The following is a 20,090-nucleotide window of genomic DNA, read 5'->3' on the forward strand; positions in this document are numbered from 1 at the left end:
TACCTATCTCCTTTGCATTTTAAATGACTTCTATACGTTCCATAGTAAGTGAATACACATTTTCATACCCTGCCGTGCTAAGCTTTTTCTGTAATCGATCCGTATCCCCTTTCAAAGCATGTACTAACACCGTATGTTCTGGTAATAATGTATTTAACATCTCTTTCACATCTCTTATACTTTGGTGAACTTTATATGGAACTCGCTTCACCCTACATTCTTTACCTACACGTTCTTTCAAAACTTTGTCTGCAAAACTCCCTTTAGCAATATGTCCAGTAAATATAATGGAATGTCGTTCTTCATATCGCAGTTGTTCATAATATAACTGCGCTCGTTTCGTTTGCATATTCGCATCACTCATTATAACTATTCCATAACTATTTTGCGTACCGATGTCATGATCCATAACGATTATGTTTCTTTTTAAACTCTCCAGGATCCGTTCAAGTTCTTCATTATTTTTGAGCCAATCTTTATATACGAACATTTCTTGGAATCCATCCAAAATTTCTTGATCTACTATAATGGGAAGTTCTTTATACTTTTCATATAAATACAATACGATATCTTGCGCTCTACCAAGCGGTGGCAATGGCAATAATGCTATTCCTTTCTTTTGCGCAACTCGTTCAATTTCTGTACACAGTTCATTTATTCGTTCATGTTGCGAAACATCATCAGTATGATAAGCGGCATCTACGATTGCGACTTTTATATCGCCGCGCAACTTCTCAGGTAAATTAGCTCGTAGTATGTTAGACTCTGCTGAATAATCGCCAGAATAAAATACATATGTATGACTCATGTCCACTAAAAACCAAACAGCCCCCAATACATGCCCACTATACCCCCATTGAAAACGCAATGTAGGTGTAATCTGTATCCATTCATTCGGATTACTAATCTCATCAATATATACATAATTTAAATCTTTAACATTTTGGTCGTTATAAGGTACATTCCATCCTTGCGTCAAATTATAGTTTCTCCATTTTTCATAATAAGCGGGAAGTTGCTCCTTCGTATAACGAGTCGTCCAAATTTTTTTCTTATATCCATACTTCGCTAATAAAGGTAAGCCCATCGTATGATCTTCATGAATATGTGATAAAAATACTGCATCTAAAAACGGTACAACTTCCCTATCTATTTTTGGATAACTATCCTCATATGATCGATTAATACCACAATCAAATACTATTTTCGTCTCTTTATTTTTTACGAAGTAGCAGGAACGACCGTATTCTCCCGCTCCTCCCCATACTTCTATCCTCATCATGCTACCCCTTTTCGTTTTTGCTCCATATGTTGCAGAAGTAATAAACATATTGTTGTAAGTCCAACGGAAACGACAGCCATTGCCATGCCAATAGATACTTCTCCTTGTTCAAACTGAGCAAAAATAAATGTTGCTGACGTTTCTACTGATGGAGGTAATACGAGAAGCGATGCTACTAATTCTCTTATCGAGATTGTAAATGTCATCGCCCATCCAGCAAGAATTCCCGGGATAATAAGAGGTAATATTATTTTTCTAAAAATATAAATATAATTTCCAGAAAAAATACTTCCTGCCTGTACAAGAGAATCATCAATTTGCCCAAGCGATGCTTTTACATACTGCACCGTATAAGGTAAAAAAAGAACGACGTACGTTACGATAACCATAACTGGTGTATTGTAAATTGACAGGGGCATATAGGGTGAATTCCAGAATAAAATAAGCCCTACAACCATCACGATTCCTGGTACCATATTCGGTAACATACCGCACATATCAAGCCATTTTTCAGAAGACTTTTCGCCCTTTCGGATCATAAGTGCCAAAAATACTCCAATCATAGCAGCAATAATCGCTGTTATAAGTGAAAAAAGAAAACTGTTCCATAAAGCTTCTAATCCTGGAGAGCCAATTGTAAATAATGCTTCATAATGGCTCGTTGTAAAGTTATTTACCTGTAAGCCGTCGCCTCTTAATTTCGATAATGAAGCAATCAGTATAGAAAAATACGGGATTCCAATTGATACGATTAATAAACCAATTACATAAACCCATGCTACAATGCGCGTAAATATAGACAATGTATACCTTTTAGATTTCACACCTTTTCCACTAACCATTGCATATGAGTACTTTCGATTCAAAACATTTTGCATATACCAAATGAGCATACATGCACTAAGTAATAAAGAAGATAATGCTGTTGCACTACTAAAATCAATCGGCCAACTTGAGATAAATTTATGAATCTCTGATGTTAACACATGAAATCCTATTCTTCGTCCGAATGTAGCCGGTGTTCCAAATTCAGCAATCGTCTTTACGAAAATGAGTAAAGCACCCATTACATAACTTGAAACTAATAATGGCAATATTATTTTTCTTAAACGGTAGAAAAAGCCTCCACCATGAACTGCTGCAGCTTCTTCTTTACTACTCCCAATTTGAAGTAACGTATTTTTCAACATGAAGTAAAGGAATGGGAATAAATGCAGACTCATAATTAAAACCATGCCGCCTAAACTAAAAAACGAAGATGAAATCGTCTTTAGCATCGGAAAAAACTGTTCGAAATAGCCGTTCGGTTGCATGAACAAAATCCAGCCCATCGATCCAATATACGGCGGTGTCATAAATGGAATCATAAAAATAATATCCAACTTACTATACTTTCCAACATCTGTTTTACTCATAATGAACGCTAATGGAAATGCAAATATAGTTGCTCCTATTACTACGAGTACACCTAAAAGCATCGAGTTTAGAAAAATCCCCGCTAATCCACCACTCTGCATCACTTCAAAAGGCTTTAAAAAATTCCAACTACTATTTTCGTATACACTAGAAAATAAAATGAGGAAAAGCGGAATGACGATTAACATCGCCACAAGCAACAACGCTACCGTCATTCCAACTTGTCTTACTGATACGAATCGATTTACCATGTAATCACCATCTTATTGAAATACTTTCTTAAATTGTTTTCCGATTTCATCTTGTTCTTTCTCAACTGTTTTCCAATCAATATGTAATACCGGAATCTCTTCTACATTCGGTCTATTTTCAGCTTTTATATCTGTTCTGCCTGGTAATAAGTACGCTTTAGCAACTTGTTTTTGCACATCATCTGATAATAAATAATCAATAAACTCTTTTGCACCTTCTACATTTTTACTATCCTTCATAATCCCTGCTGCACGTGGGCTAATAACTGTTCCGCTTTTTGGATAAACAATATCAACCCGTTCACCCTTTGCTTTTGCACTGTACGTCATATAATCAACACCAGCAATGACCATGTCTTTCGCACCTGTTACTACTGGATCTAACGCTTCTTGATTTGCCCCCGATACTGTAACTTCATTTTTCTTAAGTTGTTCAAATAAATTCCATCCATCTTTTCCATGCTTTTTCACATAACCTGTTACAAAGTCTAAAGCTGAACCTGATAGTGCTGGATCCGGAAGATTCACTTTTCCTTTCCATTCCCCTTTTGTTATATCGCTCCAATCTTCAGGCGCTGTCTTCACATTTTTTGTGTTATACACAATTCCTAATGCTGAAGCACTATATCCAAAATAATGTCCTTTATCATCCGACCATTCAGAACGAAGCTTATCAGCTTGTTTCGCTTCTTTATAAGCTAACGTTTGTCCATCCTTTTTTAATCCTTCCATCGATGGTAATGATGCAAGTACGACTACATCAACGACTGGATTTTTCTTTTCAGCTTCCATTCTCGCTAAAATCTTACCTGTTGTTCCTTGAAACATTTCTACTTTTATACCTGTTTTCTTTTCAAAATCCTTTTGAATCTTTTCTGCTAATCCTTTTGGTCCTGCACTATATACAACAATTTTCTTTTCATTCGTAGTTTTACTTTTTGCATCTACATTGCCTGTCTTTGAACTACACCCTGTTACTACAGCCGAAAATAATAAAGTACATACAAATAAAGACTTAAGCGAACTGAATTTCTTCATACGATTCTCCCCCTATATGATGAATACATTTTTTTGGCACATATAACGATACTGGTTTACCGATGCTTAATTTACTATTGTGATAAACTGTCCATATTCCAAGTGCACCCATGTTTACTTTCATTTCATATCGTTCTCCTACATATGTAACGTGCTGAATTTCACCTGTATACATTTCACACACTTCATTTTTCGTCCAGCTCACATGCTCTGGACGAATCATTTGTTTACCCTCTACAAGCCAATTTGCTTTACCAACAAATTTTGCAACAAATTCATGAGACGGCTTCACATAAATATCTTCTGGCGTTCCTTTTTGTAATACTTCTCCTTGTTTCATGACAATAATTTGATCTGACATTGACATAGCTTCCGTCTGATCGTGAGTGACATACAATGCCGTTAAACCAATAGAATGAACGATATCCATAAGCTCTAAGCGCATTTCTTCACGCAAAATTGCATCGAGTGCACTAAGCGGTTCATCAAACAAAATAAAATGAGGTTTTGTTACAATCGCTCTAGCAAATGCAACACGTTGCTGCTGTCCACCAGAAAGTTCGTGTGGATATCTTTTCTCCATACCTTGCAGACGAACTCGCTTTATCGCATCTTCTACCTTTTCTCGTAAGTGATTCGTTTGCTTTGTAGCCCTTAATCCAAATGCAACATTTTCAAATACAGTCATATGCGGCCATAAAGCAAAATCTTGAAATACCATACCGATATTACGTTCATGAGGAGATGTTTTTATTTTTTTCGCACCAGAATACATGCACTTATCTCCAAAATATATTTCACCTTTATCTGGCTCTTCAAGTCCTGCAATCATTCTAAGTAAAGTCGTTTTCCCGCATCCCGAAGGTCCTAAAAGTGTGGTGAATTCACCTTGTTTCATGACAATTTGTAACGGTTTTAACGCCTGCGTTTTTCCAAACTTCTTTTCTAATCCATGAATTTTAATATCCATCGTTTCACCTCTCTCCCCTCACTCTTAACCTGCTTTCATTCTATCTGGAAGATTTATACTGAATGTTAATGTACTGTAAAGATTAAATTAAAAAACTTCTAATAAACTATTTATTTCTATAGATTTTTTCTATAGTTAAAATAAAAAAGGCGGGCAATTCATAATGAATCTCTTAAAATTAGAAATTGTAGTGCTTATTAGGAAATATAAAAAACTTACACTTGTTGCAGAAAAACTTGGTGTTAAACAACCTACTATTACATTCCATATAAAAAGCTTAGAAGAGGAACTCGGTGTACCTTTATTTGAATTACGATCCGGGAGATATTTCTTAACGGAGGCTGGTGAGGCATTGCATCATTATGCTTGTAAAATAGATGCACTTATGAAAGAAGCTAGGCGGGTCACGCAAGAGTTTAAAGATTTTCATAAAGGCGCTATAACAATTGGCGCTAGTTATGTACCAGCGACTTATCTTTTACCAGAAATTATTCACCAATTTCAATGCGAATTTCCAAATATAAAAATAACACTCATGGTAAAAACAGCTCCTGAAATTCGAACGATGCTACAAAATCATGAAATTGACCTCGGGGTAATTTCTGCAGCACCGTTTGATGAATCCCTTTTAAAACAGACAAATGTAATGCCTGATACACTTGTTCTTGCTTTCTCCAAAGAACATCATTTTTCAAAAAAAGAAAATGTATCACTACAAGATATCGAAAAGGAACGTATATTATTGCATCGTAATCCATCTACAACGAGAGATTTACTTACAAAATGGACGTTAGCTCATAACATTACGTTCCAATCTGAAATTGAATTAGATTCATTAGAAACGATGAAACAAATTTTAAAATATGGTAATGGCATTGCTTTTATTTCTAAACTCGCTATCGAACAAGAAATACAACGAAATGAACTACGCTACATACCCATCCCTGGATTTGAATTTCAACGTAACATTTATACGATTCATCATGAGGACAGATGGAATTCTAAAATTATTTCTTTTTTACTACATAGCATCACTTCTTATGCCGCAAAAAATTAAAAGGCTGTCGTTATACACGACAGCCTTTCAAACTATAACTCTATTTATTTTTCTTCGCTTCAATTTTTGCTTGCGCCTCTTCAGCCTTATCTAATGCTTCTGAAACTTTCTTCTCTTTTTCTTTCACGTCATCTATACTATCGACCGCTTTAATCAGTTTATCAATTCCCTCTTCTTCTACCTTTCTCCGCTTTGCCACTCTTTCATTTACTTTCTTTTCCACATCTTTTGCTTTTTGAAGCATATTCTCTGCATTTGATGTTACAGCTGTTTCAAGTGCATCGTCTTTTTTCATTTGCAACACTTCATTTGCAATGTCTTTTGCTTCTAAATACTTACCATCTTTTAATGCTGTTGCTCCGTGATCCATTTTCTCGGCCATTTCTTTATATGATTTTGCTTCATTTCCTGACTTTTCTTTTTCCGCTTTTTCAAACCACATCGTTGCATCACTATATTTTTCATCTTTCAACGATTGCATACCTGTTTCTATATATGTGTCATAATTACTACATCCAGCCATTACGACTAACAGAAAAAGCATAACAAAACTTAATTTTCTCATGATGTTTTCTCCTTTTCTTTGCCTGCTCACTATACTGTAACATACATGAAAAAGAGTTTCAAAAACTAAAATACTAATTTGGTCATTTTTATAATGATAAGTCGAATTTTTATTATTTTCTTATTTTTAAGCCGACACACCTACTTGTTTTTTCCCCATATGTTGCTTTACTCCAACTAATACAACTAACAATAAACCTCCGCCTATCGTCATCATAACAATGCTAGTTGGTAACATATCTAATAATAATCCATATACAATCATACCGAGTGGTGCGATTGCAGTAGCAATTGTTTCAAGTAGGCCAAACACACGCCCTAAGTAGCTCGGATCTGTCGTTTTTTGCATATGTACTTGCATCGGAATATTTACAATCATAATTGCTATACCCGTTAACATCATAAAAGCAATATAGTAAATAAAACTTGCCCCTTTTGAAATGGTAACTACCAATGGGAAGACTGTACATAAACTTAAACCCGCAAACAAAAACAGCCCAGTATAAATAGAACGAAACGGATTATTCACTTCTTTACGCACCGATAAAGCAATCGCACCCATTAGCATCCCGACTGCTAACATTCCCTCTACGATACCGAGTTGCTTTGAAGATAAATGCAATGTATGGACGATAATGTATGGAAGTGCAACGGTTAGCCCACACGCAAAAAAGTTTACCCACAATGCTATTTTCATTAAACCATATATTTCATGCTGTCGTTTTACATATGAAAACCCTTCTTTTATACTCGTCAAGAAATCCTCTTTACTCTCAGCCACTTCTTTTTTATATAAATCAAATACAATAAATAATTGCAAAATAACTGCTAAAAAGAACGTAACACTATTTAACAAAAAAAACGACTTAATTGAAAAGAAACCAAATACAACTCCACCAATAATTGGCCCTAAAATATTTGATAAAGAAGCTGCCGTTTGATTTAAAGCACTCGCTTTTTGAATACGCCCCGCATCTACTAAATTAGGAATAGACGAAGTTAATGCAACAGAATAAAAACTTGCACAAATTGATAATAATGCTGCTGAAATATAGATAAAAAGAAGTGAAGGTCCAAATATAGTAGCAAGAATAAACATAATAAGCATCGTTACACTACTTAATAAATCCGTGCCAATGACAAGCCATTTTCGATTCACACGATCAGCTACAGCACCTGCAATCGGACCACAGATCATCCTTGGTAGTGATCCGCAAACGAGCGTAATAGCAAACCCCATCCCTGAACCAGTTGTCTTTAATACGTATAACCCCATTGCGAATGTATAAATACCTGCCCCTAATAAAGACGTCATCTTTCCAATCATCATCAAAATAATATTTCTCGTTGCAACTTTCATTCTTGTATCATGTTGTCCTATACTTATATCTCCCATAATGACTTTCTCCCCTTAAAAGTTAAATTGTGTTAAACTTATTATATAATCAACTTTCCAATTTTTACAACAAAAAGTTAAATACAATTTAACTTTTTGATGATAAAGGAGCAATAATATGGCAACTCTCGGCGAAAAAATTAAGGCATTACGAAAAGAAAAAAAACTTACACAAACAGAGCTGGCAGGTTCGGAACTGACAAAAAGTATGCTTAGTCAAATTGAAAACGGAAAAGCTACACCTTCCATGAAAACATTACAATATATTGCTGAAAAACTTGAATATGAAACGAGCTTTTTATTAGAGGAAGACGATGATGAAATTGTAGAACTCATTACAAAAATGGAGCAACTCATAAAGGAAAATAAATGTGATGAAGTATATGAAACTCTACTACCGATTGTTCAAAAAGAGCTATCTTCTACTATAAATACGGCTCGTTTATATAAACAGTTCCTAACAGGAGCAGCTATTATGAACGATTATAATATTGAATCTTACGTTGAAACCGCTGTTTCTATATTTGAAAAATATGCTTTATATCGAGAAAGCACTGAAACGAAACTACTGTTTTACTATATGCTCTACAAACGGAAAAAATATAAAGAATGTTTACAGTTGATTACCAAAATTCGCGATGAATATAAAACGAAGAATTTAGAAATGGATCTTATTACACATATACAATTATATTTAAAAGAAGCAATTATTTTACTCGCATATGGCAATTATGAAAAATGTGAAAAAGTCATTTTAGATGCACTTGCATTTTCAAAAAAACACCAAGTGTATTATAAAACAGATGAATTTTACCGTATTTTATCTTATCAAAAAATCATTACAACTGATAAAGAAAGATATTTATATTACATAAAAAAATCTGAGCAATTTGCCATTTTTACAGAAGATACTTTATCCGCTGCAAATATACATATATTAAAAGCTTATTACTACAATACCGTTACGAATGAATATACAATTGCATTAGAACATTTAGAACAATTCCGAGAAAAACTAAAAGATGTACCAATTTTTCAAGACGATGGACTGTATTATATTGAAAAAGGAAAATCTTTGTATGGCTTAAAACGTTATAAGGACGCTTTGGAAACATTAAAACATGCTACTATACCAGATTATATGAGTCATCCACTTGATCAATCGTGGTTATTAACGGCTGGATCTTATCGTGCTCTTTGCTATATAGAACTTCAAGATAAAACAGCTGCACTCAAAGAAGCAAAAGAAGCAGTTCAAGCGATAGATAGCTATCCTGATTCCATCTTCTCTTCATTTATTAAAGGAACATTACAAATAATACAAAAACTTTAAGAATGTCTCGAAATGGTATATTATTCCTCTTTTTTAGCAAAGATAATAATGATGGGAGGAATATAAATGAATATTCAACGTGCAAAAGAGCTTTCTGTGTCAGCGGAGCAAGCTAATGTCAGTTTTCAAGGCATGCCTGTTACGATTCAACACGTCGACGAAAGCAATGAAACCGCCCGCATATATGAAGTTAAAAACCCAGGACGCGAATTAACAGTTCCAGTTAATAGCTTAGAGGAAATATAAAAAATGCCACTTCGACTTTTGAAGTGGCATTTTTCATCCTTTAGATTACTTATTATAAATTTCTTCTATCTTCTATTTTACATGGGATGAAAAAATAAGAATTTTCTACTTCTTTTCTTTTTGTGACCTGCTAGAATACAAACTATGGATTAATTATTTGTACTATACATTAAGGGGGAAAGACAATGAAATCTGATTTAGAAAAAAACAAACCTTATTATGCAGTTATATTCACTTCTAGTTTATCAAATGATACAACAGATTATAGTACCGTTGCCGAAACAATGGAGGAACTTGCGAAACAGCAACCTGGATTTTTAGGTGTAGAAAGTGCACGAGATAATTCGGGCCTCGGCATTACAATTTCTTATTGGGAATCACTTGAAGCAATTGAAAATTGGAAAAAGAACGCCTTACATAAAGAAGCGAAAAAAAGAGGCCGTGAGCAATGGTATGAAAACTTCCACCTGCGTATTTGCCTTGTTGAGAAAGAATTTAAGTTTCATAGAGGTACATTGTAACGATGGAGAAAAAATTAGCTCTCGTTGCTGTTCATGAAATTTATGGTGTGAACGACCATATGCATCACGTTACCCACCACTTCACTTCATCTCATATAGATGTATTCTGTCCTAATCTTCTACAATCGCAACATGCATTTCATTATAGTGATGAAGAAAAAGCATATCAACATTTTGTAAATAATATTGGATTTGATGATGGAAAAGAACAAATTAAAGAATTCATCAATACTCTTTCAAGTAATTATTCACATATTGGACTTATCGGCTTTAGTGTTGGCGCTACCATCTCATGGCTATGCAGTAACAATCCGAAAATAGATTTTATTATCGGATGTTACGGTTCCCGTATACGTGACTATATTCATATAAAACCTACATGCGCTACCTTACTTATTTTCCCTGAAAAAGAAGTTAGTTTTTCAGTATCCTCTTTCATTCAAACATTGCAGCAACAAAAAAATCCTTTATTAGAAATAAAACAACTACACGGTGAACATGGTTTTTTAAATCCGTACACTGAAAAATATAGAGCGAACTCTACAAAGCAGGCATACAATGTAATAGATGCATTTCTTGCAAAAACAATCTTATAAAGGAAATCCAAATAACGCTTACATTACTCTTACTTCTTTTCATATTCATTGCCTTTTTCGCAGCGCTAACTATCATTTTTATAACTGTAAAAAAAGGGGAGTTTTTCAAACGCCCCCACTTACAATCTATTATCGTTTGCATTTTATTTTTTACAAATTGGATCTTATATTCAACAACTTTTTATACGTTACCTCCCGAGAAAGTTAGCGAATTCATATTCTTGCCCATTTGGTTTCTCCTTTGTATTTTAGGATTTATCGTTTTCTGGCGCGAATGGAGAAATAATCGTGTGTTCTCCATATGTATCTGTTTTCTTTCCGTTATTAGTTTTCTATTTGAGTTATTGTTGTTAGTTCTTTCGGGGATGTAATAGAAAAAGGAAGAAAAGCCAACTTTCAACTTTTCTTCCTTCTATGTTTACCTTTAGCTTTCACTGTCACTGATTCACAAGGTGTATAATATATTTGAGGTGTCGCCTTATCAACAAACATCATAAACGTAATGAAGCCGATAATAAAGAAAATAAACAACGTTAACAAAATTGCTCCTATCGTTAAAAGTATCATAACACCACCCCTATATCTTTCATGTTATTACACCTTTCGCTATTATATGAGCGTAATCCTTTTTAGAAAAAGAAACGTAACAAAATAATCACAATCACTCCCGTTAATACTGTACCTAATAAACTACGAGTATATATCGCAACAAGAAATGTTGGGATTGCTGCGATAAGGTAATCCCACTGCATCGTCTCATGCATAAATAATACTTGGGCTAAAAGTGCTGCTAATATCGCAATTGGTATGTAATTTAACCATTTTAAACCCCAGTCTGGAATTTGTAGTTTGCTAAATACGAGTAGAGGTAAAATACGTGGCACGAGTGTGACAGCTCCTGCTGCTAGTAAAAGTAATAGTACGTCCAATCTCATTTCCATTTTTCAATTACAACTCCAATCGTCGCAGCTAGTAATGTTGCGATAATAACCGCTATACTATCTGGCATAAATAAGTGTGAAACGTATGCGATCATAATCGCTACAATTGCAACAGTAAGATGAATTGCTAGTTTCGGTTTACTACTTATGAGCTGAAGAACAAATAATCCGATAAACATTGCTGGTAATGCATAATCCATGCCATATGTATGCGGATCTGGTATCCACTCACCAAACAGCCCGCCAATAATAGTAGCAAGAATCCAATTTAAATATGCTGTGACATTTAACCCCATCATCCACCTGTCACCTACATATCCTTTTTGCGCTGCGTGCTGCACTGCAACGCCGAACGTTTCATCTGTAATTTGAGAACCGATAATTACATTTTTTAATAGAGGAAGTTTCGTAAAGTATGGTGCAAGGGCAGCACTCATTAGAAGGTGGCGTAAATTAACAAAAAAGACGGTAAAAATAATTGCTGAAGCAGGAGCGCCAGCTGCATACATACCAGCTAATATAAATTGGGCAGAACCTGCATAAATTAAAGTGGACATAAACGCAATTTCAATGATTGAGAAACCTGCTGTTTTTGCAATTACACCAGCTGCTATACCGATACTTAAATAACCAAATACAGTTGGTAAACAATCTTTTACTCCTTGCTGAAATGTATCATCGCTCTGAAAAGCTACATGGGCCTGAGCTTTACTCATTCGTATCATCCTCCATTCCTTCCATCGTTCGTTTTCCTGTTACGACATGAACTAAATCTATATTTTCACGCCATAACGTATCTAACTTATCAGCCCCAAACTCCTTCGTAATTTCTTCAACCATAATATCGTGCCGCACATACTCTGTAGCAACGAGAACTAAAGCTGGGTCATACGTTGTAACGGCCCATGAAGTGCTATCATTTGAGAAGTTCGCAATTAATACTTCCTCTCCATCACGAGCAATAACGGTTAAATGACCACCCATTCTCTTTTCAACAACGTGGGGCGTCATATAATTATGGTGAAACGTCGCACCTATTTTTGTATTGGGAGCGCCAAATAAGATTGAAAATATATGTACACCTTCCTCTTCCTTTTGACGAATATATGGCTCAATTTCATGCACTTGATCTTCCCAAACAGAAATCCATAGCTCTTCCTTCGCCCTATTAATTATATTGCATATTTCTTTTACAACACGATCATTGGAGCGAATATGCGAAATTACATCTATTTGTCGCTCTTGTTCTAAACAATTTAATTTTCGGTCTAAAAATTCAAAGGAATTTTCAAAATCTTTTCGCATTCGATCCATTAACTCCGTAGCTGGTACTGGTACATATTTCACTGGTTCAGTAGGAACGATATGCACCGCTCCTTTATCCATCAATTTACCGAGTACTTCATAAATCATCGAACGCGGTACCCCTGTTTGCTTACTCACTTCATACCCGGTTACTGGGGAATGTTTTAATAGTCCAATATACGCTTTACATTCGTACTGGGAAAAACCTAACTTTTGTAATTCCTTTATAATTTCATCCATCAGCAATCCCTCACATTCTATATAACTCTCATCTCAAAACGATACATGTTTATTAGTAGTTATTAGTATACCTACTAATATAAAAAAACAGACCCACAAAGTCAATTGATAATTCTGAAATTTAATCCAAAAATAAAAAGCCTTCTTATGAAAGGCTTTTTGTACATAACACTCCTGTTATTTTAACTGCAAAGTTTTTGGCGACTTTCCCCTTAAATGCTCCCGTAAAGTAGAGCCTGTATACTCTTCCCTAAATACACCGGCCTTCACGAATAAAGGAATAACTTCACTAAAGAATAGATTTAGTGACTTTGGCGGTCCTCCTGGAATAGCAATAAATCCATCTAACGCCCCTGCTTCAAATCTATCTATAATTTGTTTCGCAACGTCTTGTGGTGTACCAACCGCGACCCAATGGGCGGAGCCAACAACTTCTGGTCGTTCTAGTATTTGTTCAACAGTTGGTTCATTTTTAATAATGTAGTTCCGTAATAATTCGGCATGAGTTTTACTGCGAACAGCTTGATTCCGACTTGGCAGCATCTCTTCCGTAATCTTACTTTCTAGCGGAATCCCTCTAACGTCTAATCCGAGAACCATTTCGAGTAACGAGAATCTCTTCTCTTTTGTGAGATGTTGATGTGCTTGCCTATGCATTTCTAACGCTTCTTCATATGTATCACCAATAAAGAAATATAATCCAGGTAATACGCGTATATCATCTTGCTTTCGGCCATGCTGTTCTGCTCTTCTTCTTAAATCTTGACGCAGTTCCATTCCTGACTCTACATCTGGCATTGCAGCAAAAATTGCATCCGCAACAGAAGCAGCAAAATTCCGTCCTGACTCTGAAGCACCAGCTTGAAATAATGGCATTTCCCCTGAAATATGCTGCGGAATATTAAGTGGACCTTTCACCTTAAAGTATTCACCATTATGCTCAATAGGCTTTACCATTTCTCTAATAACATCAGGATTATCTACTTTCAATACTTCATTCGGGTGACTCCCCCAAAGTTTTCTTACTAACGCTGTACATTCTGCCGCTTTGGCGTATCGTTCCTCAGATGATGACATTCCTTCCTCACCAAAGTTTTCAGCGCCGTCAATGGATGTAACAATATTCCACCCTACTCGGCCTTTACTAATCCAGTTCAAAGATTGTAATTGCCTCGCTAATATATATGGTGGGTAAAACGAAGTTGACGCAGTCGTAACGACTCCAATTTTTTCTGTTGCATAAGCAATAGCAGTAAACAGTAATGTCGGATCTAAAATGACATTCCCTTTATTACGAGCAATTAAATCCGGGTGCGCCACTAAATAATCTGCTTTAAAAACAAAATCTAACTTAGCCTGTTCTGCCTGTTTCGCTAACTCTACTTGTTCATCAATTCCTGAATCAAATATACAGTCTTCTTCTTTCTTTCTCGAAATTAAACATAACCCAATGCAAAGTTGTTTTTTTGTAGACATATACACACCATCCCCTTATTTTTAATTCATCTAGTTAAATAAATGTTGCTATCATTATAAAATTCTATTCTTATACAAACAGATAAATTGATAATGATTATCAATATCATTTTATGGGGTAACTGTAATAAAAGCAATAAAAAAAGACTCCCGCTAACGGAAGTCTCCTATCTCAATATTTCATTCGCTTCTTTTTCATAAATTTTATCAAATGAAGTCATAACGCGTTGTGACGCTGAAATCATTTTTTGATCCGTCATAAGATCAGCCATCTCTTTCGTCATATCTACATTTGAATTTTCTAGCATATGATTTTTTACTGTCCCTACCCCGTTCGGTAAATCAGCAATGTTTCCTTCTGCTAGAGTAAAGCTTTTGTTCTCTCTTTGTACGAGACGATTATTCGCTTCTGCACCTACTGTTTTTGTTTGCAGGCGAGCAATATTATTTTGCGTCACCGCATCATATAACGTACCGTCTGCTTGTACAGCTACCTTTGCTCCTTCTGGAATACGAATACGTTCATTATTCTCACCCATTACGAAAGCACCTGAAGTTGTTTGCAGATAACGATCACTATTTACTGTAAAACTACCGTCTCTTGTTAAAAACGTTTCATTATTTTTAGATGTAACGAAAAACGAAGCTGCGCCAGACGTACCGTCATCTAAAAAGAAATCTGTAGCACTATTTGTCATTTGTATATTTCCTTGTACTAAGTTCACATGCGTTGCGGCTGGTACTACAGCGTAATCGACCGAACCGATATTTGTCACAGCTCCATCACCACGGCGATATGTATCTTGTACATCAAATACTTTAGAAGTCATATTTTCTGCTTTAAATCCTGTCGTTTGAGCATTTGCAACGTTATTCGAATGAACATTAATGCGCTGCATATAATTCATCATACCCATAGAACCTATATAAAGACCGTTCATACTCGTTTGAATAAGGCAGTTGCCTTATCCTTCACCTCTTTTCTACGATGTTTGTAACATTTGTTTCGCTAAATGTTCAGCTGTAGCGATATGTATATGTTGTTTCACGTCTTGTCCGTCTGTCATTAATACAATTGGAGCTGATGATACTGCTGGAATTTTCAACAATTCACCACTACTTGCTGTTTCATCAAATTTCGTAAATACGATACCATCAATATGAATATCTTTAAAATTCGTAATGATTTCAATCATATCTTTACTTTTCATCGAAGCTGATAACGTTAAGCAAATATAATCTGGCTCTACTTGTCCCATCGTTTCAATCATTTCTTCCACTGTTTCTGACGCACGATAATTTTTTCCGGCTGTATCAATTAAAATATAATCGACGCGCGCTTCTTCTTTAAAATACGTAAGCGCCCTTGTCATTGCAGCTTCATCACGTACAGCGATTACTTCAAATCCCATTGTTTTTACGTAATCTTGCAGTTGCTGTACTGTTCCAATGCGCGAATGATCTGTCGTAATAAAACCGACCGTTTTTTTCTTACCGTGAAACTGCCATGCCATTTTCGCAAGTGTCGTCGTTTTTCCAACTCCAGTTGGACCAATTAATGCTATTGTTTGTACTTCTTTTTCAAAAACGTTTTCCGTGTTGAAATGGGATCTCATATCTTCCAATATGTATCCGATCACTTCTTCTTCTGTAATCATCGTCGCATTCTCAAACTTCACTTTTAACTTTTCAGCATATGCATGAATGAAGTATTGTTCTACATCGTTTTGCTCTAGCATGCGAATTACTTTTTGAATAATAAACGGTACAGATTCTTGGTTTTCTTTTTTTACAACCACTTCTTCTTTCTTGACCGGAACAACTTTTTTCACAGTTTTTTGCTTTTTTGTTACTTTCGCTACTTTCGTTTCTTCCGTCTGTTTCACAACGACGATACCTTTTTCAAACAGCTTTAATAGTTTCTCTTTCTTTCTTGTCCATTCTTCACTATTTCCTGTTTGCATCGCCGCATATGACATAGAAGTCGTCACGTTTTCTAAATTGTGCAGTACCGATTGAATTCCGTTCGCCTTCACAATTTGTTCTGAAGGATCATTTACAACATCCATTAATTGTTCGTGAAATTGAGCTGTGGCTTCATTCACTTCTTCCTGTTTATCCTCTGGAAAAGCAACTAACATTTCATAATTCTTTTTCCAAAAAAACGGGATGTTTCGTTTTACACTTTCATCGACAACGTAATAATAATCTGTACCATATTGGTCAAATAACTTTCGATACAATTCATTTTTCGAAGCTGCTTTTATTCGCATTAACGCTTCTTTCTTTTCTGTACTTTCCATTACTTCACCCCCTACTATTCAATATAGGCAATTTGATCTACAACAATTTCCGGTGCTAATTCGCTAATACAAAGTACTTGCGCTTCTACTTGATAACGCTCAAGAAGTCTTACAATCGCAAATCTGAAATCTTTTCTACGCGTTAACAATACTGGTTCTCTTCCCATTAAACGAGCTTGTTTAAAGACACGCTGTACTTGTTCAACAACACGTGTTTCTAGATCTAAATCCCAGTTTAATAAGTAACCTTGGTATGAATTATTTACAACATCCGCATCTAACTCGATTGAATCTGAGAAGAGCGCCGCATAAATTTTACCGTCAGGATTTTTCGCATTTTCACAAATAACTTTTGAAATACATTCACGGACGAATGACGTTACACCGTCTACATGGTTTTGATAAATTTCTTTTCCGTCAATAATACCTTCAATAATGGTTGGTAAATCACGAATAGAAATACCTTCTTTTAGAAGTTGTTTAATAACATTTTGAACGAGTGATAAGTCGATTTCTTTCTTCTTAATCTCTTCTAATAAAACACCGTTATCATTTTCAAGCGAGTTAATTAAGTCTTTTACATGTTGACGCTGAATTAACTCATGAAGATTACGTCTAACGACAACATCTAAATGTGTAATTAATATGCTAAGTGGCTCTAATACTTGATAGCCTTTCATTTGTGCATCTTGTACCATATGCTCTAAAATCCAATATCCATCTTCACCGAAAATTGGATCTTTCGCTGGTTCTGCATCTAAATCTGCCATTACATTCGGTGTTTTCAGTGCTAATAAATAACCTGATTTTAAAACACCTTCAGCTGCCTTCGCACCTTTAATACGAATAATGTAACGTCCGCGTGGTCTAAAACTCGTATTATCTTTAAAGTTAATGCCAGGAACGTTAATACCAAGGTCGGTAATAATCGACTTCCTCATAAGAACAACTTTATCACGAGCTGTTTCCCCGTTAATCTTCTGCTTTACAAGGGCTGCTAAATCTAAACCGAGCTCTACTATAATTGGATATTTATCTGTAAATACTCCGAATGAATCTTCCACTTGTTGCAGCTGTTCATCTTCGCCTTGAATCATTTCTAATTCTTTTTGAAGCTCGTCTTCTTTTTCTTTCTTTATTCGGTTTTTATTGCGAATTCCTAAGAAGATAATTGTTCCACCAACGAGTGCGAATGGTAGAAATGGTAGCGGAGTGAAAATACCCATCGCAATAAATAAACCACCAAGCGCATATACAACGACTTCATGTGCTAATAACTCTTTAAAGATACCTTCTGTTACTGTATCCGCTGAACCATCAAATACACGTGTTACGATAATACCTGTTGAAATCGCAAGCATTAACGAACCGATTTGGTTTACGATTCCGTCACCGACAGTTAACTGTGTATAGTGAATCGCTGCTTCAGCAAAACTCATTCCTTGCTGCATTATGCCGACAATTAAACCGAAAATAATGTTTACGAATAAAATGACGATCCCGAAAATAACGTCCCCTTTAATGAACTTCCCGGCACCATCCATCGCTCCGTAAAACTCTGTTTCCATATTTAATTTTTTTCGTTTTGCCTGTGCATCTTTTTCAGTAATAATACGCTGGTTTAAATCCGCATCGATTGACATTTGTTTCCCGGGTAAAGAATCAAGTGTAAAACGAGCTGCAACTTCAGCAGTACGAGACGCACCGTTTGCAACGATAAACTGGAATATGATTAATACTATGAAAATAACGATACCAATTAATAAGTTCCCGCCAATTACAAACTGACCGAACTCTTCAATAACATGCCCCGCATTTCCGTCTGTCAAAATCGCTCGCGTCGTCGATACGTTAATCGATACGCGGAAAATCCCGATTAATAACAGCATCGTCGGAAATGACTTTAATTCATCCCACTCGTTAATACTTGTTGCTCGCATATAAATAAGCACTGACATACTTAGTAAAAAAACGATAACGATATCAAGTATAAATGGTGGAAGTGGAATTAAGAGCGCCACTACGAATGACGCTGCTAAAAAGATAGAAAAATATGTTCTTGCAGAATCTATCTTAAACACAAGAGATCTCCTCCAACCGCGCTATTATACTTCAAGTTCATTCGTTTGAATTAAATAGCGCATAACTTCAATTACAGCTACGTATAAATCTTCTGGAATCGTCTCATCTTCCTCGACTTGATAATATAAAGAACGAGCAAGTGGACGGTTTTCCACCATTGGTATTTCTTGTTCGCGGGCAAGCGTTCGTATATATAATGCGAGCTCATCTTCCCCTTTTGCAACGACAATTGGCGCCGCATCAACCTGTTTATTGTACCGAAGTACGACCGAAATATGAGTCGGGTTGTTTACAATAAATGTTGCACCATCCATCTTCTTCGCAATTGTCCCTTGCAAGATGGCATGCATAAAGTTTTTTCGCTTTCCCTTTACTTGCGGGTCCCCTTCATTATCTTTATGCTCCCTTTTTACTTCTTCTTTTTTCATCTTAATATCTTGTTCGTACTCCCATTTTTGATAAATAAAATCAATAATAGAAAGAACAATTAATATAATTAAAATAGCTAAAAAGATAAATTTAATTTGCCTAATAATTTCAGTAAGTGACGCAGTCCAGTTAAATCCAATCATACTAACAATCTTCTCTAAATTCTTTTTAAACAGAATGTAAGCGACGTAACCGATTAATCCCATATAAAATAGTGATTTCAAAATATCTACTAAACTTTTACGACTAAACAATCTCGTAAAATAGTTTTTTGGGTTAATACGTGACGCTTTCGGCTTAATGACTTTAGAAGAAAATAAGAAACCGACTTGAATCATATAATTAAATAAATGAAAAGCGTATACGAGTATTAATATTGGCGCGGATACTTTTAGTAATAAAATCCCCATCAAGTAAAAATACTCGGTCGAATCTGTATTTTTTCCAATTTGATCAAACAGCACCGCTACAGAATTCGCAATCTCATATCCGAGCCAATCTCCGAAAAAGTACACGACAACTGCTAATACTAGTATGGAAAATAAATTATTTAAATCTTTACTCCGGGCAATATTCCCTTCTTCACGCGATTTTTTACGCTTCTGCGGGGTGGCCTTTTCTGTTTTATTATCCTTTGCCATGCG

21 protein-coding genes are annotated in these 20,090 nt (G+C 35.4%); 6 read left to right on the forward strand and 15 right to left on the reverse strand.

The annotated features are described in order from the left end of the window. Positions 1-19: 19 nt before the first annotated feature. From ILT06_RS07955 to ILT06_RS07970, 4 genes are read right to left on the reverse strand one after another with little or no spacing between them, the layout of a single operon-like run. Positions 20-1,282, reverse strand: coding sequence for an MBL fold metallo-hydrolase (locus tag ILT06_RS07955; RefSeq protein ID WP_142315092.1), 1,263 nt, complete (start codon positions 1,280-1,282; stop codon positions 20-22). Continuing rightward, positions 1,279-2,949, reverse strand: a complete 1,671-nt coding sequence (locus tag ILT06_RS07960; RefSeq protein WP_098111811.1) for an ABC transporter permease — start codon at positions 2,947-2,949, stop codon at positions 1,279-1,281. The genes ILT06_RS07955 and ILT06_RS07960 overlap by 4 nt, the downstream gene beginning before the upstream one ends. Before the next feature lie 12 nt (positions 2,950-2,961). After that, the gene (locus ILT06_RS07965; RefSeq protein WP_222655005.1) at positions 2,962-3,987 is read right to left on the reverse strand and encodes an ABC transporter substrate-binding protein; all 1,026 of its coding nucleotides are present in this window, start codon (positions 3,985-3,987) and stop codon (positions 2,962-2,964) included. Continuing rightward, positions 3,965-4,957, reverse strand: a complete 993-nt coding sequence (locus tag ILT06_RS07970; protein ID WP_064476518.1) for an ABC transporter ATP-binding protein — start codon at positions 4,955-4,957, stop codon at positions 3,965-3,967. Before ILT06_RS07970 ends, ILT06_RS07965 begins: the two co-directional genes overlap by 23 nt. A gap of 163 nt (positions 4,958-5,120) precedes the next feature. Between ILT06_RS07970 and ILT06_RS07975 the strand changes: the two genes are divergently transcribed. Continuing rightward, positions 5,121-6,014: a LysR family transcriptional regulator gene (locus tag ILT06_RS07975; RefSeq protein ID WP_098111814.1), complete on the forward strand. Its 894-nt coding sequence runs from the start codon at positions 5,121-5,123 to the stop codon at positions 6,012-6,014. 40 nt (positions 6,015-6,054) lie between these two features. On the opposite strand, the gene ILT06_RS07980 is transcribed toward ILT06_RS07975, so the two are convergent. Further along, positions 6,055-6,579, reverse strand: a complete 525-nt coding sequence (locus ILT06_RS07980; protein WP_222655006.1) for a hypothetical protein — start codon at positions 6,577-6,579, stop codon at positions 6,055-6,057. Positions 6,580-6,705: 126 nt separating this feature from the next. After that, the gene (locus ILT06_RS07985) at positions 6,706-7,974 is read right to left on the reverse strand and encodes an MFS transporter (protein WP_098111815.1); all 1,269 of its coding nucleotides are present in this window, start codon (positions 7,972-7,974) and stop codon (positions 6,706-6,708) included. A gap of 118 nt (positions 7,975-8,092) precedes the next feature. On the opposite strand from ILT06_RS07985, the gene ILT06_RS07990 reads away from it, so the two are divergent. From ILT06_RS07990 to ILT06_RS08010, 5 genes are all read left to right on the forward strand, one after another. After that, entirely contained in the window at positions 8,093-9,307 is a 1,215-nt protein-coding gene (locus tag ILT06_RS07990) for a helix-turn-helix domain-containing protein (RefSeq protein ID WP_222655007.1), read from the forward strand. A gap of 66 nt (positions 9,308-9,373) precedes the next feature. Then, on the forward strand, positions 9,374-9,553 hold the full coding sequence (locus ILT06_RS07995; protein ID WP_001025744.1) for an H-type small acid-soluble spore protein: 180 nt from the start codon (positions 9,374-9,376) through the stop codon (positions 9,551-9,553). Between the two features lie 185 nt (positions 9,554-9,738). Then, the gene (locus ILT06_RS08000; RefSeq protein WP_064476522.1) at positions 9,739-10,074 is read left to right on the forward strand and encodes an antibiotic biosynthesis monooxygenase family protein; all 336 of its coding nucleotides are present in this window, start codon (positions 9,739-9,741) and stop codon (positions 10,072-10,074) included. A gap of 2 nt (positions 10,075-10,076) precedes the next feature. Next, positions 10,077-10,670, forward strand: a complete 594-nt coding sequence (locus ILT06_RS08005) for a dienelactone hydrolase family protein (protein WP_103655421.1) — start codon at positions 10,077-10,079, stop codon at positions 10,668-10,670. 11 nt (positions 10,671-10,681) lie between these two features. Next, on the forward strand, positions 10,682-11,041 hold the full coding sequence (locus tag ILT06_RS08010) for a hypothetical protein (RefSeq protein WP_081257380.1): 360 nt from the start codon (positions 10,682-10,684) through the stop codon (positions 11,039-11,041). Between the two features lie 25 nt (positions 11,042-11,066). Here ILT06_RS08010 and ILT06_RS08015 read toward each other — a convergent pair whose 3' ends face one another. From ILT06_RS08015 to flhB, 9 genes are all read right to left on the reverse strand, one after another. Then, on the reverse strand, positions 11,067-11,237 hold the full coding sequence (locus tag ILT06_RS08015) for a DUF3951 domain-containing protein (RefSeq protein WP_064476524.1): 171 nt from the start codon (positions 11,235-11,237) through the stop codon (positions 11,067-11,069). Between the two features lie 62 nt (positions 11,238-11,299). After that, the gene (locus ILT06_RS08020) at positions 11,300-11,611 is read right to left on the reverse strand and encodes an AzlD domain-containing protein (protein ID WP_000425942.1); all 312 of its coding nucleotides are present in this window, start codon (positions 11,609-11,611) and stop codon (positions 11,300-11,302) included. Continuing rightward, the gene (locus ILT06_RS08025) at positions 11,602-12,327 is read right to left on the reverse strand and encodes an AzlC family ABC transporter permease (RefSeq protein ID WP_149174138.1); all 726 of its coding nucleotides are present in this window, start codon (positions 12,325-12,327) and stop codon (positions 11,602-11,604) included. Before ILT06_RS08025 ends, ILT06_RS08020 begins: the two co-directional genes overlap by 10 nt. Further along, entirely contained in the window at positions 12,320-13,156 is an 837-nt protein-coding gene (locus ILT06_RS08030; RefSeq protein ID WP_098103342.1) for a TrmB family transcriptional regulator, read from the reverse strand. The genes ILT06_RS08025 and ILT06_RS08030 overlap by 8 nt, the downstream gene beginning before the upstream one ends. Positions 13,157-13,333: 177 nt before the next feature. Then, positions 13,334-14,632 (reverse strand): NtaA/DmoA family FMN-dependent monooxygenase, encoded by a 1,299-nt coding sequence (locus ILT06_RS08035; protein WP_154131554.1) that lies wholly within the window; start codon positions 14,630-14,632, stop codon positions 13,334-13,336. 167 nt (positions 14,633-14,799) lie between these two features. After that, on the reverse strand, positions 14,800-15,573 hold the full coding sequence (locus ILT06_RS08040) for a flagellar basal-body rod protein FlgG (RefSeq protein WP_098093112.1): 774 nt from the start codon (positions 15,571-15,573) through the stop codon (positions 14,800-14,802). Between the two features lie 42 nt (positions 15,574-15,615). Further along, the gene (gene flhF / locus ILT06_RS08045; RefSeq protein ID WP_098093110.1) at positions 15,616-16,935 is read right to left on the reverse strand and encodes a flagellar biosynthesis GTPase FlhF; all 1,320 of its coding nucleotides are present in this window, start codon (positions 16,933-16,935) and stop codon (positions 15,616-15,618) included. A gap of 14 nt (positions 16,936-16,949) precedes the next feature. After that, on the reverse strand, positions 16,950-19,016 hold the full coding sequence (flhA, locus tag ILT06_RS08050; protein ID WP_097817754.1) for a flagellar biosynthesis protein FlhA: 2,067 nt from the start codon (positions 19,014-19,016) through the stop codon (positions 16,950-16,952). A gap of 24 nt (positions 19,017-19,040) precedes the next feature. Continuing rightward, positions 19,041-20,087, reverse strand: a complete 1,047-nt coding sequence (flhB, locus tag ILT06_RS08055) for a flagellar type III secretion system protein FlhB (RefSeq protein ID WP_098093107.1) — start codon at positions 20,085-20,087, stop codon at positions 19,041-19,043. Between the last annotated feature and the right edge of the window lie 3 nt (positions 20,088-20,090).

It is taken from the genome of Bacillus sp. 17RED48, from assembly GCF_019837545.1.
GTDB classification, from domain to species: Bacteria; Bacillota; Bacilli; order Bacillales; family Bacillaceae_G; genus Bacillus_A; species Bacillus_A wiedmannii.

Coding starts and splice junctions, on each gene's coding strand:
- ILT06_RS07955 (WP_142315092.1), bottom strand. CDS start 1,282: ATGATGAGGATAGAAGTATGGGGAGGAGCGGGAGAATACGGTCGTTCC.
- ILT06_RS07960 (WP_098111811.1), bottom strand. CDS start 2,949: ATGGTAAATCGATTCGTATCAGTAAGACAAGTTGGAATGACGGTAGCG.
- ILT06_RS07965 (WP_222655005.1), bottom strand. CDS start 3,987: ATGAAGAAATTCAGTTCGCTTAAGTCTTTATTTGTATGTACTTTATTA.
- ILT06_RS07970 (WP_064476518.1), bottom strand. CDS start 4,957: ATGGATATTAAAATTCATGGATTAGAAAAGAAGTTTGGAAAAACGCAG.
- ILT06_RS07975 (WP_098111814.1), top strand. CDS start 5,121: ATGAATCTCTTAAAATTAGAAATTGTAGTGCTTATTAGGAAATATAAA.
- ILT06_RS07980 (WP_222655006.1), bottom strand. CDS start 6,579: ATGAGAAAATTAAGTTTTGTTATGCTTTTTCTGTTAGTCGTAATGGCT.
- ILT06_RS07985 (WP_098111815.1), bottom strand. CDS start 7,974: ATGGGAGATATAAGTATAGGACAACATGATACAAGAATGAAAGTTGCA.
- ILT06_RS07990 (WP_222655007.1), top strand. CDS start 8,093: ATGGCAACTCTCGGCGAAAAAATTAAGGCATTACGAAAAGAAAAAAAA.
- ILT06_RS07995 (WP_001025744.1), top strand. CDS start 9,374: ATGAATATTCAACGTGCAAAAGAGCTTTCTGTGTCAGCGGAGCAAGCT.
- ILT06_RS08000 (WP_064476522.1), top strand. CDS start 9,739: ATGAAATCTGATTTAGAAAAAAACAAACCTTATTATGCAGTTATATTC.
- ILT06_RS08005 (WP_103655421.1), top strand. CDS start 10,077: ATGGAGAAAAAATTAGCTCTCGTTGCTGTTCATGAAATTTATGGTGTG.
- ILT06_RS08015 (WP_064476524.1), bottom strand. CDS start 11,237: ATGATACTTTTAACGATAGGAGCAATTTTGTTAACGTTGTTTATTTTC.
- ILT06_RS08020 (WP_000425942.1), bottom strand. CDS start 11,611: ATGGAAATGAGATTGGACGTACTATTACTTTTACTAGCAGCAGGAGCT.
- ILT06_RS08025 (WP_149174138.1), bottom strand. CDS start 12,327: ATGAGTAAAGCTCAGGCCCATGTAGCTTTTCAGAGCGATGATACATTT.
- ILT06_RS08030 (WP_098103342.1), bottom strand. CDS start 13,156: ATGGATGAAATTATAAAGGAATTACAAAAGTTAGGTTTTTCCCAGTAC.
- ILT06_RS08035 (WP_154131554.1), bottom strand. CDS start 14,632: ATGTCTACAAAAAAACAACTTTGCATTGGGTTATGTTTAATTTCGAGA.
- ILT06_RS08040 (WP_098093112.1), bottom strand. CDS start 15,573: ATGAACGGTCTTTATATAGGTTCTATGGGTATGATGAATTATATGCAG.
- flhF (WP_098093110.1), bottom strand. CDS start 16,935: ATGGAAAGTACAGAAAAGAAAGAAGCGTTAATGCGAATAAAAGCAGCT.
- flhB (WP_098093107.1), bottom strand. CDS start 20,087: ATGGCAAAGGATAATAAAACAGAAAAGGCCACCCCGCAGAAGCGTAAA.